The organism is Myroides sp. 1354, from assembly GCF_030324495.1.
GTDB lineage: Bacteria > Bacteroidota > Bacteroidia > Flavobacteriales > Flavobacteriaceae > Flavobacterium.
The window spans coordinates 216,184-230,021 of record NZ_JACAGN010000001.1 but is presented as its reverse complement, the minus strand read 5'-3'; the positions used below and the strand labels follow the sequence as shown (position 1 = coordinate 230,021).

12 protein-coding genes are annotated in these 13,838 nt (G+C 36.9%); 5 read left to right on the top strand and 7 right to left on the bottom strand.

The window, feature by feature from the left end; all coding sequences use genetic code 11:
• Nucleotides 1-2: 2 nt before the first annotated feature.
• From HX004_RS01000 to HX004_RS00985, 4 genes are all read right to left on the bottom strand, one after another.
• Entirely contained in the window at nucleotides 3-233 is a 231-nt protein-coding gene (locus HX004_RS01000) for a ferredoxin (RefSeq protein WP_286440460.1), read from the bottom strand.
• On the bottom strand, nucleotides 230-1,474 hold the full coding sequence (locus HX004_RS00995) for a peptidase U32 family protein (RefSeq protein ID WP_286440459.1): 1,245 nt from the start codon (nucleotides 1,472-1,474) through the stop codon (nucleotides 230-232). Before HX004_RS00995 ends, HX004_RS01000 begins: the two co-directional genes overlap by 4 nt.
• Nucleotides 1,475-1,485: 11 nt before the next feature.
• Nucleotides 1,486-2,844 carry an oxygen-dependent tRNA uridine(34) hydroxylase TrhO gene (gene trhO / locus HX004_RS00990; RefSeq protein WP_286440458.1) on the bottom strand — a complete coding sequence of 453 codons (1,359 nt, stop codon included), beginning with the start codon at nucleotides 2,842-2,844 and terminating at the stop codon, nucleotides 1,486-1,488.
• 164 nt (nucleotides 2,845-3,008) lie between these two features.
• Complete coding sequence (locus HX004_RS00985) at nucleotides 3,009-4,982, bottom strand: KUP/HAK/KT family potassium transporter (protein ID WP_286440810.1); 1,974 nt, start codon at nucleotides 4,980-4,982, stop codon at nucleotides 3,009-3,011.
• Between the two features lie 430 nt (nucleotides 4,983-5,412).
• On the opposite strand from HX004_RS00985, the gene recA reads away from it, so the two are divergent.
• The gene (recA, locus tag HX004_RS00980; RefSeq protein ID WP_286440457.1) at nucleotides 5,413-6,417 is read left to right on the top strand and encodes a recombinase RecA; all 1,005 of its coding nucleotides are present in this window, start codon (nucleotides 5,413-5,415) and stop codon (nucleotides 6,415-6,417) included.
• Between the two features lie 437 nt (nucleotides 6,418-6,854).
• Here the strand turns inward: recA and HX004_RS00975 are convergent, their stop codons facing one another.
• On the bottom strand, nucleotides 6,855-7,616 hold the full coding sequence (locus HX004_RS00975) for a lysophospholipid acyltransferase family protein (RefSeq protein WP_286440456.1): 762 nt from the start codon (nucleotides 7,614-7,616) through the stop codon (nucleotides 6,855-6,857).
• A 138-nt stretch (nucleotides 7,617-7,754) separates the two neighbouring features.
• Here HX004_RS00975 and trpS point away from each other — a divergent pair, with 138 nt between their 5' ends.
• Nucleotides 7,755-8,732 carry a tryptophan--tRNA ligase gene (gene trpS, locus HX004_RS00970; protein ID WP_286440455.1) on the top strand — a complete coding sequence of 326 codons (978 nt, stop codon included), beginning with the start codon at nucleotides 7,755-7,757 and terminating at the stop codon, nucleotides 8,730-8,732.
• A 43-nt stretch (nucleotides 8,733-8,775) separates the two neighbouring features.
• Here trpS and dprA read toward each other — a convergent pair whose 3' ends face one another.
• Nucleotides 8,776-9,882, bottom strand: coding sequence for a DNA-processing protein DprA (dprA, locus tag HX004_RS00965; RefSeq protein WP_286440454.1), 1,107 nt, complete (start codon nucleotides 9,880-9,882; stop codon nucleotides 8,776-8,778).
• 172 nt (nucleotides 9,883-10,054) lie between these two features.
• Here dprA and HX004_RS00960 point away from each other — a divergent pair, with 172 nt between their 5' ends.
• The 3 genes from HX004_RS00960 to HX004_RS00950 all read left to right on the top strand — a co-directional run bounded on the left by HX004_RS00960 (nucleotide 10,055) and on the right by HX004_RS00950 (nucleotide 12,370).
• Nucleotides 10,055-10,981 carry an HU domain-containing protein gene (locus tag HX004_RS00960; RefSeq protein WP_286440453.1) on the top strand — a complete coding sequence of 309 codons (927 nt, stop codon included), beginning with the start codon at nucleotides 10,055-10,057 and terminating at the stop codon, nucleotides 10,979-10,981.
• A 79-nt stretch (nucleotides 10,982-11,060) separates the two neighbouring features.
• Nucleotides 11,061-11,570 carry an acyl-CoA thioesterase gene (locus tag HX004_RS00955; protein WP_286440452.1) on the top strand — a complete coding sequence of 170 codons (510 nt, stop codon included), beginning with the start codon at nucleotides 11,061-11,063 and terminating at the stop codon, nucleotides 11,568-11,570.
• 11 nt (nucleotides 11,571-11,581) lie between these two features.
• A complete protein-coding gene (locus HX004_RS00950) occupies nucleotides 11,582-12,370 on the top strand; it encodes a S1/P1 nuclease (RefSeq protein ID WP_286440451.1) in 789 nt (262 codons plus the stop codon).
• 42 nt (nucleotides 12,371-12,412) lie between these two features.
• On the opposite strand, the gene HX004_RS00945 is transcribed toward HX004_RS00950, so the two are convergent.
• Nucleotides 12,413-13,756, bottom strand: coding sequence for a hypothetical protein (locus tag HX004_RS00945; RefSeq protein ID WP_286440450.1), 1,344 nt, complete (start codon nucleotides 13,754-13,756; stop codon nucleotides 12,413-12,415).
• Nucleotides 13,757-13,838: the final 82 nt, after the last annotated feature.

Here is a 13,838-nt window from a genome sequence, read left to right as displayed (position 1 = left end):
TTTTATACTTCTTTGACGTTAATAATATGCACGGGACATACTTTTTCGGCTTGCTCACAAGCTTCTAAAATAGTATAGTCCGGGGATTTCAACGTATGAAATCCCTTGTTATTTGTAGCGCGAAGCAATACTGTTTTACCGTCTTTTTTCGACATTTGAAAGTGCTGAGGCGCTACTTCTACACAGTAATTGCAACCAATACATTTATCGCGTTGTAAGGTAATTACAATCATTCCGTCGTTACAATTTTGTACATTTTATCTGACAAACGCACACGGAAAGGCAGCTTAAGCGTACAATCGTCTCCTTTAGTAGCTTTTTCTGCAGGTTGCTCATTAACAAACAAATCCTCAATCGTTAATTCTTGAGCTCCAGTACTTGGTCCTGTAATTAAGATGCGATCTCCAACTTTGATGTCATACGCTTCGATTTTGAACTCTCCAATAGAAGCTTTCTGAAAGTAATGAGCCGCTTTTCCGACATATACTTTCTTTTGCGTTGCATTGCTACCTGGATTATCACTCCATTCTCCTAATTTTTGTCCTAAATAGTATCCACTCCAGAAACCTCGATTATACACTGTTTCTAAAGCAATCATCCAATCTGCTACTTTTTCTTTATTATAGGTGCCTTCCGCAATGGCATCAATAGCCTCTCTATACGTTTTAATCACAGTAGCCACATATTCAGGGGCTCTTCCTCTCCCTTCAATTTTCAATACTTTTGCTCCTGCGTCAATCACTTGATCTAGAAAGTCAATCGTACATAAATCTTTTGGAGACATCATATATTCGTTGTCAATCTCAATTTCAAATCCACTTTCCTGATCAATGACCGTATATTTTTTGCGGCAATTTTGTTTACATGCTCCGCGATTGGCAGAAGAGTTATGCGAATGCAAACTCAAATAACACTTTCCAGAAACCGCCATACACAAGGCTCCATGTCCAAAAATCTCAATCTCCACCAAATTTCCTGAAGGTCCTTTCACCTGTTCTCTTTCGATGGCTTCGGTGATTTTCTTCACTTGGCGCAAACTCAGTTCACGTGATAACACAATTGTATCAGCAAATAAGCTATAAAACTTAACAGTTTCAATATTGGTCACGTTCAATTGCGTCGAAATATGCACTTCCAAACCAATAGCTCTAGCTGATGCAATTACTGCTTGATCTGATGCAATAACAGCGGTCAAATCCGCTTCTTTTGCTTTGTTGAGCAAGGTTTTTACCACAGACAAATCATGATCGTAAATAATCGTGTTTAATGTCAAATAGGTACGTACATTTTTTTCTTTACAACGTCTGGCTATTTCGGGTAAATCATCCACTGAAAAATTCACCGTTGAACGCGCTCTCATATTCAATTGATCGACTCCAAAGTACACTGAATCTGCTCCGTTGTCAATTGCAGCTTGCAACGACTCGAAGTTTCCAGCGGGAGCCATCAATTCAACTCTTCCTGAAACTGTCATAGCTTTTATATTTAATCTAGAATTTTAAAGATTTGATCGTTCTTACGCACGCGGAAATTCACCTCCATCGTCATACGGTCTCCTGCTTGCGCAACAGTAACTTCTTGTCCATTCACCAACATTTTTTCTAAAGTCAAACGTTCATCTCCCGTTGTTGGCCCAATGATTGCAATCTTATCACCCAATTTCACCGCTTTATCTAACAAGAATTGTCCTACACTTGCTTTGGTAAAATAGTGTTGTACAGTTCCTACCAATTGTTTGCGTTCTACCTGCTTTTTTCTGATTTGAGTAACCGTGCTCACTTTTACAGGCTGAATATCTGTCGCTCCGTCAACATTTTTCTTGAATTTAAGCGATTCTGAACGTCCTTTTTTGAAAATTAAATTTCCTTTTTGAACGCCTTTTCTCAAATTCTTTTGTTCCTCAACAGGCAATTGAATAATATCCAAACATTCATTCGAACAACATCCGTGCATTTGTTCTGCACATTCATCACATTGAATAAACAACAAATGACAAGCTTCATTGGCACAGTTCACATGGACATCACAAGGTTTTCCACATTGGTGACAATTGGCAATTACGTCATCTGTAATTCGCTCACCCAAACGATGATCAAATACAAAGTTTTTTCCGATGAATTTACTTTCTAATCCTTCGTCTTTTACTTGACGGGTATACTCAATGATTCCACCTTCTAGTTGGTATACATTTTTAAATCCGTGGTGTTTGAAATAAGCAGAAGCTTTTTCACAGCGAATTCCACCTGTACAATACATCAACAAGTTTTTATCTTCTTTGATTTCTTCCAGTTGATCTTTAATGATTGGCAATGATTCGCGGAATGTATCAACATCAGGTGTAATTGCACCAACGAAATGGCCGACTTCACTTTCATAGTGATTGCGAAAATCCACTACAACAGTGTTGGGATCTTCCAGTAGCTGATTAAACTCTTTTGCTCGTAAGTGGATTCCTTTATTGGTTACATCAAACGTATCGTCGTTTAATCCATCCGCAACGATTTTATTTCTAACTTTTACTGTTAGTTTTAAAAAGGATAAATCGTCTTGTTCTACCGCAACATTTAGGCGGATTCCTTGCATGAAATCATACGCTTCTAACGTCTGACGGAAGGCTTCGAATTTCGAAGCGGGTACAGACATTTGTGCGTTGATACCCTCATGAGCTACATACGTACGACCTAAGGCGTCTAATGCATTCCATGCTAAGAATAAATCATCTCTAAATTGTTGTGGGTTTTCGATTTTGGCATACGCATAGAAAGACAAAGTCAAGCGGTTTTCTCCCGCTTGTTCAATAAGTTCTGCTCTTTCTTCTGCGCTTAATGTGTTATACAGTTGCATGCTATATAAATTTAAGTGTAGAATAAATAAAAAAACGAAGATGAAATTCTAAATGGAAGAATTTCAAAGTGCAAAGATACGCTTTTGATTTAAAAAACAAATACTAAAATACAAAAGGCTGATGTATAACACTACACATCAGCCTTTTATAAAATTATACCTTTTTATTCTAAACGCTTAAGCGGTAAGTCTTCAATGGGGTTAATAATTAAAGGGAAACGCTCTACTTTTACTGCGCTGCTATCTAGACCGAACGCTTTCTCTTCTGACAAAGAGATCTTTTTCAAGAAGTCATAGAGATCCAAGATAATCTTCTCCTTCATCGGCAGGTCGTTATCGTAGGACAATTCTTTTTCAATCAATACATACTCAAAATCGCCGATGGCATCAATTTTATGTAAAGATTCATAACGCGTAGTAATGTCGATCTCTCCTTGAAGCATAAGCTCAGTCACGACTTGTTTCATCAGCACATTGATGCGTTGCTCGTTGCGGAATCCCAAGTAGAAATCAATGCGCAAAATATTCTGATGGGTCCCATATTTTACAACCTTATATTCTAATTTGTACGGTTCATCCACTACATTCACATGCACGAACCAATAATTATCTGCTCGTTTAGGTCGGCGATTAATGATGGAGAACATAGCTTTGTATTCTATTTTTGACGGGTTATAAGCATTCGTGAGATACACTAAATTGGTTACGTATTTCGGCATGCTTTGATCTTGACTTAAATCCGTCAAGATATCTTGATAATCAACAATATTGACAAGATCAGTATAATTGCGTCTGATTTTTTTTCCTAAATAATTCACGGTCATAACCGCAGCGAGTACCCCAGCAATAATCACCGTCACATATCCTCCATGGGAGAATTTCTGCACATTGGAGATAAAGAAGGAAACTTCAATGGACAAGTAAATGATTTCCACTAGGATGATAATGATTAATGGCACTCGTTTTAACACCATAAAATACCCCAATAAAATGGTAGTCATAATCATACAAAGTGTAATCGCCAAACCATAGGCAGCCTCCATATTTCCAGATTCTTTAAAGTGTAATACGACGAAAACACATCCTATAAAAAGCAAGAAGTTAATGGATGGAATATAGAGTTGACCGCGGATATTTGTTGGGAATTTCACGCGTACTTTAGGCCATAAATTGAGTCGAATTGCTTCGTTAATTAGGGTGAATGACCCACTAATTAACGCCTGAGAAGCAATAACAGCAGCAAGCGTTGCAATTCCGATTCCGAAAGGCAAAAACCAATCTGGCATAACGAGGTAAAACGGGTTTGCAGGTTGATCCGAATTCGGAGTCAAGTCCATCAACGTTATACCCGCATGTTCAATTAACAAAGCCCCTTGTCCAAAATAACTCAAGACCAACATGGTCTTGACAAACATCCAACTAATGCGGATATTCTTTATTCCACAATGTCCTAAATCACTATATAATGCTTCAGCCCCCGTGGTACACAAGAAGACAAATCCCAAGACCAAATAACCTTCCGAGTGGATGGTCAACAAGTGAAAAGCATAGTATGGATTTAATGCTCTTAACACACTGAGATTGTCAATTAAATGACTAAATCCTAAAATTCCGAGCATCAAAAACCAAATCATCATCATGGGTCCAAAAAAACGACCAATCGTTTTGGTCCCAAACTGTTGAATAAAGAAAATTCCGACTAAGATTCCTATCACAATGGGGATCGTTGCCAATTCCGGTTGATAAATTTTCAATCCTTCAACGGCAGAAGAAATAGAGATTGGCGGGGTGATGATTCCATCTGCCAGTAAGGCACTACCACCGATGATCGCCGGAACAATTAACCAAGGCTTTTTGAGTTTTTTCACAAGTGTAAAGAGTGAAAAAATTCCCCCTTCCCCATTATTATCCGCTTTAAGCGTCAAAAAAACATACTTTATCGTGGTTTGCAACGTTAAGGTCCAAAACACACAAGAAATTGCACCCAAGACGACTTCTTCTTGAATAATAGCTTTACCCATAATGGCCTTCATCACATAGAGTGGAGAAGTTCCTATGTCGCCATAGATAATTCCTAAAGTTACTAAAAGCGTGCCCAGTGATACGCGATCGAGATGCGTCGATTTTGATTGTGACATCACAAAATAAGATTTTAAATAATTGAATCCCGTGAACTTGACGTATAAATTTTCCACAAAGGTATAAACTAAGCCTTAACAAAAACCAAATTGAATATGAAATTTACAATCAAAGCCAACTTTGACAAATAATTTCTAAATTATACCCCTACATTTTTATTTATTTTTTACACAGGATACTGAATTACTAAAAAAATAACAGCGTCCCACTTCCCTTTTGCGATAGATTGAAGCTAAAACTAAAGCGTAGAATACACAAAAAAGGTTGAATTCTCAAGGAATATCAACTTTTGTCAACATACTGACGAAAAAAATAGAGCAACTATTCACTTTATTCTTGCTACAATTTGTAGCATAATTACATTTCAATCAAAATCTCTAATATTTTTATCTTATTTTTACATCAGTTAAGAATCAATATTTCAAAAAAATGAGTGCAGATAAAGAAGCTAAATTAAAAGCCTTACAGCTTACGTTAGATAAATTAGACAAAACCTACGGAAAAGGAACTGTAATGAAATTAGGAGATACAGCTGTGGAAGAAGTTGAAGTAATCTCTTCAGGTTCATTAGGTGTAGACTTAGCTTTAGGTGTAAATGGATATCCAAAAGGAAGGATTATTGAAATATATGGACCAGAGTCGTCTGGTAAGACAACATTAACGCTACACGCTATTGCAGAAGCACAGAAAGCAGGTGGTATTGCTGCATTTATTGATGCGGAGCATGCTTTTGACCGTTTTTATGCACAAAAATTAGGTGTAGATATTGACAATCTTATTATTTCTCAACCTGATAATGGGGAACAAGCCTTAGAAATCGCAGAGAATTTAATTCGTTCTGGAGCCATTGATATTGTAGTTATTGACTCGGTTGCAGCTTTAACTCCAAAAGGAGAAATTGAAGGAGATATGGGAGATTCCAAAATGGGATTACACGCTCGTTTAATGTCACAAGCTTTGCGTAAATTAACATCGACAATTAGCAAAACGAATTGTACGGTATTTTTCATTAACCAGTTGAGAGATAAAATTGGGGTTATGTTTGGTAGCCCTGAGACTACTACGGGAGGTAACGCATTGAAATTCTATGCTTCTGTTCGTATTGATATCCGTCGTTCAACACAAATTAAAGATGGAGAAAATGTTATTGGTAACCGTACTAAGGTTAAAATTGTAAAGAACAAGGTTGCTCCTCCTTTCCGTACTGCTGAATTTGACATCATGTATGGTGAAGGAGTTTCTAAAGTTGGTGAAGTATTAGACCTAGCTGTGGACTATGAAATCGTAAAGAAAAGTGGTTCTTGGTTCAGTTATGGAGACACTAAATTAGGACAAGGTAGAGATGCTGTAAAATCTTTGATTAAAGACAATCCAGAATTAATGGAAGAGTTAGAACAAAAAATCAAAGAAGAAATCAAAAATAGAGAAGCTTAATCTAAGTTTTCAATTCATTAAAAATAGCCTCAAAATCAATTGATTTTGAGGCTATTTTAGTATATTTTCAAAATGAGATAAGACGAAAGAAACATTCCTCCTACTAAAAGAAAGAAACTAATCCAATCGACCACTACATTTCTATTCTTTTGAGTAAACGAACGATAACTGATAAAACACAAACAGAGGCCAACATACACACTGAGGAAATAATGACTATACACAATTAAATACGATGCCCACAAGTAATCTGCAAATACAATAAACAATATCCAAACCAAGAATATAGGCAAATTGAATAGTGCACTTTTAAAGGCAATCCGCAAAAGGAAAAATTTATTGTTCATAATCTAGAGCTAACAATCTCACTTAGCATTTACAAAAAAAATACCAAACTTCTCTAAATTCAATAAAAAGTACCTTATCGTCTTGTCAACCTAGTAATAGCGTTTTCTTTTTTCTTCCCACTGTGCTACAACCTCATAGATCGTTTGATACGCTTGATCTTTCACTACTTTTTTGTGCTCCTGGCTAATTCCTTTCGTTTCAATTGGAGGCAGAATAACTACAGGCACCCGACCAGGTTTACCAATGCCCCATTGAAAAGGAAAATAATATTTGAGATAGCCCATTGCGATAGGCACCAGAGGAATCTGGTGATCAATAGCTAAGCGAAAAGCCCCATCCTTAAAATGATCTAGGACAATATGAGTATCATCTGGAACCCCTCCTTCAGGAAAAATACAGATACTCAACCCCTTATTTAGTTTTGCCTGGGCACTTTGAAACACTTGATACCTGCTTTTAGAATCTTTTCGATCAACTAAAATACACGTCTTTTTATAGAAAAATCCGAAGATAGGCAACTTGGCTAATTCCTTTTTACCAACAAAAACGAAAGGATTGTCTTTAATCAATAACAACATCATCATAATATCCATCATAGAGGTATGGTTGGCAATAAACATATAGCTTTTTCCCTTTTCTAAAGCATAAGATGCTTCAATCTGATAAGACATTCCCATACCGTAAAAAGTCAATCTAGCCCATAGACGAGCTACTTTATAAAAAGCAGGATACGTGTGATCCGACCAGATGGTTACAAGAAGTAAGGGAGACAACAAAAGGATGACGATAAGCATCCATAGGTAAAACCAACAGCGCCATAAAACACTAAAAAACGTGCGGATGTATTTCATTCAACAATGCATTTTAAAATTGCTTGCAACCTATCAAAAGTAAAAAATAAAGAAATGTTAAACCAAGGAAAAAGAAAAAAAGAAAAACAATCCCGACAAATGCTCTATCTTTGCTATTATTATAAATACAAACACGCAATGGCTAAAATTCTAACAGGAGTTCAAAGTACAGGAACTCCACACTTAGGGAATCTCTTAGGCGCAATTCTACCTGCAGTAGAAATGGCAAACAACAAAGAGAATGAGTCTTTTATTTTTATTGCGAATTTACATTCAGCAACACAGATAAAAGATGCAAAAACATTACAGGAAAATACCTATAGTGTTGCGGCTACATGGCTTGCTTGTGGTTTAGATGTTAATCATGTAACTTTTTACCGCCAGTCTGACGTGCCGCAAACGACAGAGCTTACTTGGTACTTAAGTTGCTTCTTTCCTTTTCAACGATTAACCTTAGCCCATTCTTTTAAAGATAAAGCAGAGGTTCTTGCAGACGTTAATACCGGATTATTTACCTATCCAATGTTAATGGCTGCCGATATTTTATTGTATGATGCTAATTTTGTTCCTGTAGGAAAAGATCAATTGCAACATTTAGAAATTACACGTGATGTTGCTGCGCGATTCAACCACCAAATGGGAGAAACTTTCGTTTTGCCAGAGGCAAAAATCTCTGAAGATGTGATGATTGTACCAGGTCTTGATGGAAACAAAATGAGTAAATCGAGAAATAATATCATCAATATTTTTGAGAACGATAAAACGTTGAGAAAACAAGTGATGAGTATTGAAACAGACAGTACTCCATTAGAGGAACCTAAGAATCCTGATACTTGTAATGTATTTACCATCTACAAGTTATTAGCGACACCAGCGGAAATTGCACAGATGCGAGCAAAATACGAAGGTGGAAATTACGGTTATGGACATGCCAAACAAGAATTATTCGAACTGATTGTTGAAAAATTCAAAGATATACGTACCAAATACGACTACTACATCAATAATTTAGAAGAAGTAGATCGACTATTACTGACTGGTGCATCAAAAGCCTCTGTAGTAGCAACAGGAACGCTAAACCGCGTTCGCGAAAAATTGGGCTACGCTACAAGATAAAAGACAAGGGCATTCTAAAGAATGCCCTTTCTTATTTATATCCTTACACCAATTCGAAGTACTTACCAGGCAAAGGTCGAACGAGTCCTTGCAATTCCAATTGAAGTAAAATAGTACTCACCTTGTAAATAGGAAGACTACAATTCAATGCAATAAGGTCAATTACATCTCTCTGCGTCTGACACAAATAGTCGTAAATGATTTGTTCATCTGCATTGAGATTGACAAATAACAAGGGCTGAATCGCTTTGGTTTTCTCCTTGTTTTTGTTCCAATTCAAACACTCAATTAACTCTAGAGGATCACTGAGTAGTTGGGCGCGCTGGGTGCGAATTAATTCATTACACCCTTGACTCATGGGATCGTCAATTCTTCCAGGTACAGCAAATACATCGCGATTGTAATCGTTTGCAAAGGTAATCGAGCTCATAGAGCCTCCTTTTATCGCACTTTCCACAACAAGAGTAGCTTGACTACTCCCAGCAACTAAGCGATTGCGCTGAATAAAATTTTCTCTTTCAATTCTACTCTGCACCGCAAATTCGGTCAACAGTCCCCCTTTTTTAAGCATTTTTTTAGCAATTGCCCCATGCTTTGCAGGGTAAATTTGATTCAATCCATGTCCTAAAACACCATACGTTTCCAAACCAAAAGCAAGTGCTTGTTTGTGTACACAAATATCAATACCGTAAGCCAATCCGCTGATTATAATTGGGTTATATCCTTGAACAGCCTCCATGAATTTCGCACAGAAATCCAAGCCTCTGGTTGAAGGATTTCGCGTACCAACGATACTCACAACATTGCGAGACGACCAATTCTCTGTCAAATTACCTTTTGCAAATAACAAAAGCGGACTATCTTCACATTGCCGCAAATAGTAGGGATAAGCTTTGGCTTGATAAAATAGAGGCGTAATCTTTTCTTGCTCTATTAGCTTTACTTCTTTTTCTGCCCAAGAAAATCCTTTTTTAGCTTGTATTTGAAGAGCCAAAGATGCGGCAACACGTTTGGACACTAATTCGTGATAGGAGGCGTCAAAAACGCCTTTAGCTGTCCCAAAATTTTCAATCAGTCGCTTTCCTATAATAGGTCCTACTCCATTTACTTTGGTCAAGGCTAAAGTGAAAAACAAATCTTCTTCTTTCATTAGAATATGTTAATTAATTAAATTTTATTACCTTAGTACAGCTAACATCAAAAACCTAACCATTCAGTACCAATCAATTAACGAGTAACTGTTGGTCTATAAAAATGTTAATAAAAAAACGGTTCCAATTATTTGCTAAACCATTGGTTTAGACTACTTTTGTATTATGAAGATGACTCAATACATATCAGCCTTATTATATCGTTATCCATGCGTTATTGTTCCTGGATTTGGTGCTTTTATCACTGAAATCCAATCGTCTTTTTACGATGTGGAAAAGCAAATGTTTTTCCCTCCTCAAAAGCGTATTTCTTTCAATAGAAATATTGTGAACAACGATGGACTATTAGCAAATCACATTGCAACGCAAGAACAACTTTCGTATGAGGAAGCTGTGACGCGTATTCAAGCAATGGTTGCTGATTGGAATAATACGTTGACTTCATTTGATTCTTTAAACTTAGAATCCATCGGAATCTTCAGCTATAATGAAGAAAAAAGCTTGCAATTTGATCCTATTCAAAATCAAAATTACTTGGCTACTTCTTTTGGGTTATCTGCGGTAGGCGTTCAAGCTCTTTCAAGAGCAGAAAAAGAAACTACACCTGTTATCGCTATAGAATCGGTTACTGGAAAAACAAGACGTACAGCTACGTTCTTTAAATATGCATCTGTTTTAGTACTTACTTTAGGCATTGGAAGTGTTTTAGTGCAAAATGGCTATACGGCTTATGTAAATGACCAAACCTTATCGATTGAAAACAACGTTCAATCCCAAGTTCAAAATAAGCTTCAACAAGCAACCTTTATTATTGAACCTTCAATGGAGGCCATTGCATTGCCCGTAAAAGACGAAAGTGTAGTAGTAGCAACACCTTATCATTTAGTGGCTGCAGCTTTCCGCAGTGAAGAAAATGCAGCTGTAGAGGTTGAAATCTTAAAAAAGAAAGGGTTTAACAACGCTTCTTTCTTAGGTCGCACGAAATATGGTATGTATCCTGTGGTATACGGAAGTTTCTCCACCCAGGAAGAAGCAAAAGAGACTTTAAAGGAAATTCACCGTACGACAAATAAAGAAGCTTGGATTTTTATTAAATAATACGTTAAATATACCAACCGAACGCGAAACGTTCGGTTTTTTTTTGCTTTGTCTTTATCTTTGCTAAAAATATATTTTTATGACGGCAAAATTAGTATCTGAATCTGCGACTATCATCAGTGATTTAGTTCTTCCAGGAGAGACCAATCCATTGAACAATATGTTTGGGGGTGAGCTATTGGCGCGTATGGACCGAGCGGCTGGGATTGCTGCTAGAAGACATTCAAGAAGAATATGTGTAACGGCATCTGTCAACCACGTAGCGTTTAATAAACCAATTCCCTTAGGCAGTGTTGTAACCATAGAAGCTAAGATTTCTAGAGCCTTCACTTCGTCTATGGAAATCTATTTGGACGTGTGGATTGAAGATCGTGAGTCTGGAAATAAAACCAAAGCAAATGAGGCTATTTATACTTTTGTAGCTGTAGACGATATGGGAAATCCTGTCCCTGTACCGGAATTAATTCCCGAAACAGAATTAGAACACCAACGTTTTGAAGCGGCTTTGAGAAGAAAACAATTGAGCTTAGTATTGGCAGGGAAAATGAAACCTAGCGATGCTACAGAATTAAAGGCTCTTTTTAATTAATAAAACAAACGATGAAAAAAATTTTATTGGCTTTAGCAATGACCTTTTGCTTGCTGCAAACCACGGCAATTTTCGCTTGGGGAACAACAGGACACCGCGTCATTGCAGAGATAGCAGAAAGAAACTTAAACAACAAAGCGAAAAAAGAACTCAAGAAAATCATTGGCAATCAACAGTTGGCATATTGGGCAAATTGGCCTGATTTTATCAAATCGGACCCTACTTGGAAATTTGCTGATAGTTGGCATTATGTCAATATGCCTGGTGATTTAAGTCGCCTTGCTTTTGATCAAGAATTAAGCAATTCTACCGATGAAAATCTTTACAAAAGAGCGCTATTATTGATTGATGAATTAAAAAGTAACACCCTTACTTTAGAGGAAAAACAACAGAAATTGTATTTCTTGATTCACATCATCGGCGATGCTCATCAACCACTACACATTGGAAGATCAGAGGATTTAGGTGGAAACAGAGTGAAAATTGAATGGTTTAGAAAACCGACAAATTTACATAGTTTATGGGATTCTGCCCTGGTTGATTTCGACAAATACAGCTATACAGAATATGCTACTGTTTTAGATATTCACGATAAAACATACAACCAAAATTTGGTTCAAGGAAGTTTAGCTGATTGGATTTACGATTCTTATTCTATTGCGAATACACTTTACAACAGCGTGGAAGAAAACGAAAATTTAAGCTATCGCTACCACTTTGATTTCAAAGATACTGTAGAAGAACAATTGTTGAAAGGAGGTCTTCGTTTAGCGAAACTATTAAACGAGATTTACAAATAAAAAAAAGAGCAAGGTGACTTGCTCTTTTTTTATGCTATTTAATTATCTACTACTTCTTGAATAAGAGGAAGATGATCCACTGCTACTACTTCTAGAACTAGAACTAGAGCTTGACGAACTGCGCGAATAGCTTGGACTACTACTTCCTGAGCTATAGCTTGACGAGCTACGTGAATAACTTGGGCTACTGCTTCCTGAATTGTAACTAGACGAACTACGTGAATAACTTGGACTACTGCTGCTTGAGTTAGATCTAGACGAACTTGAGCTAGATGAACTGCGGGAATAGTTTGGATTACTACTGCTGGAATTGGAATTCGATGAACTTGAAGAATTACTTCTCGAATAGTTTGAACTAGTATTTGCATTCGAACTAGATGAATTAGAACGAGAATAGTTGGAATTTGAGTTTGAGTTTGAATTCGCACTACTGTTGCTATATCCACTACGAGAATAATTTGAACTACTTCCATCTCCTGAACCATTTACTGCTTCTCCTCTTTTATAGGAATTATCTGAGCTTGATGCGGATGAACTTCTCGAATAGTTATTGTCTACGCGATTAATATCACGGGTATAACCACTTGTTGCAGATGAATTGTTGCTTCTTGAATACGAATTGTTACTAGCCTCTGCGTAAGCACTTCTGGAGTTAGCTAACTCACGACTGTTTGAATATCCATTATTTCTTTCATAGAATGATCGATTGGGATTTGATCGCTCGTAATAATCGCGTCTCACATCGTTATACATCGTTCTTGTGCTTCTACTGTAATAGTTGTTGGTATACACATATCGGTTGTTGTAGTTGATGTGGTTGTGCACGTGTACGATATACGTTGGTGTGGGATATGGCGAATAGTAAGAGTAGTACGAAGGATAATATCCCCAATACCACGAAGAGTAATAAGGACGATACGACACTCCCCAGAATAAACTAAATACAGGAGGTGTTGCAACGTATACTGGTTCATAAATATAATTTGGACCATACAAATAGCTGTTTCCGACAATTTGCATGGAAACTTGATTGCGGCGCTTATTTTTCTCGATTTCTATCGTAGCAATATCTTGATACATATCGCGTCCTAAAACGGCTTGAATAACGATTAAATGGGCATTTCCTTCTACTACTTCAATCACGCGGAGATAGTCTACATAACCATCGTTGTTTAAATCGAGGTTATTGATACGCAGACTAGGGTCATTCAGGCGGTATTCAAAGTCTGCTAGATCTTTTGAATCCCCAAAAATAGAAGCAACTGCCTGTAAATCCAAGTTATCACTAATGTCATAACTCTGGGCAGTTACCACTGTATTTTGCGCTTGCGCTTGTGTGACAAACACAAACAACAAGACCATTATATTGTAATATAAAAACTTCATCTTTTTCTACTGTTTAAGTTAAACACTTGTTCTATTTCAAATAATGTGCCAACAAATTATAACTAAGGTACAAAAAAAGCCC

Coding starts and splice junctions, on each gene's coding strand:
- HX004_RS01000 (WP_286440460.1), bottom strand. CDS start 233: ATGATTGTAATTACCTTACAACGCGATAAATGTATTGGTTGCAATTAC.
- HX004_RS00995 (WP_286440459.1), bottom strand. CDS start 1,474: ATGACAGTTTCAGGAAGAGTTGAATTGATGGCTCCCGCTGGAAACTTC.
- trhO (WP_286440458.1), bottom strand. CDS start 2,844: ATGCAACTGTATAACACATTAAGCGCAGAAGAAAGAGCAGAACTTATT.
- HX004_RS00985 (WP_286440810.1), bottom strand. CDS start 4,982: ATGTCACAATCAAAATCGACGCATCTCGATCGCGTATCACTGGGCACG.
- recA (WP_286440457.1), top strand. CDS start 5,413: ATGAGTGCAGATAAAGAAGCTAAATTAAAAGCCTTACAGCTTACGTTA.
- HX004_RS00975 (WP_286440456.1), bottom strand. CDS start 7,616: ATGAAATACATCCGCACGTTTTTTAGTGTTTTATGGCGCTGTTGGTTT.
- trpS (WP_286440455.1), top strand. CDS start 7,755: ATGGCTAAAATTCTAACAGGAGTTCAAAGTACAGGAACTCCACACTTA.
- dprA (WP_286440454.1), bottom strand. CDS start 9,882: ATGAAAGAAGAAGATTTGTTTTTCACTTTAGCCTTGACCAAAGTAAAT.
- HX004_RS00960 (WP_286440453.1), top strand. CDS start 10,055: ATGACTCAATACATATCAGCCTTATTATATCGTTATCCATGCGTTATT.
- HX004_RS00955 (WP_286440452.1), top strand. CDS start 11,061: ATGACGGCAAAATTAGTATCTGAATCTGCGACTATCATCAGTGATTTA.
- HX004_RS00950 (WP_286440451.1), top strand. CDS start 11,582: ATGAAAAAAATTTTATTGGCTTTAGCAATGACCTTTTGCTTGCTGCAA.
- HX004_RS00945 (WP_286440450.1), bottom strand. CDS start 13,756: ATGAAGTTTTTATATTACAATATAATGGTCTTGTTGTTTGTGTTTGTC.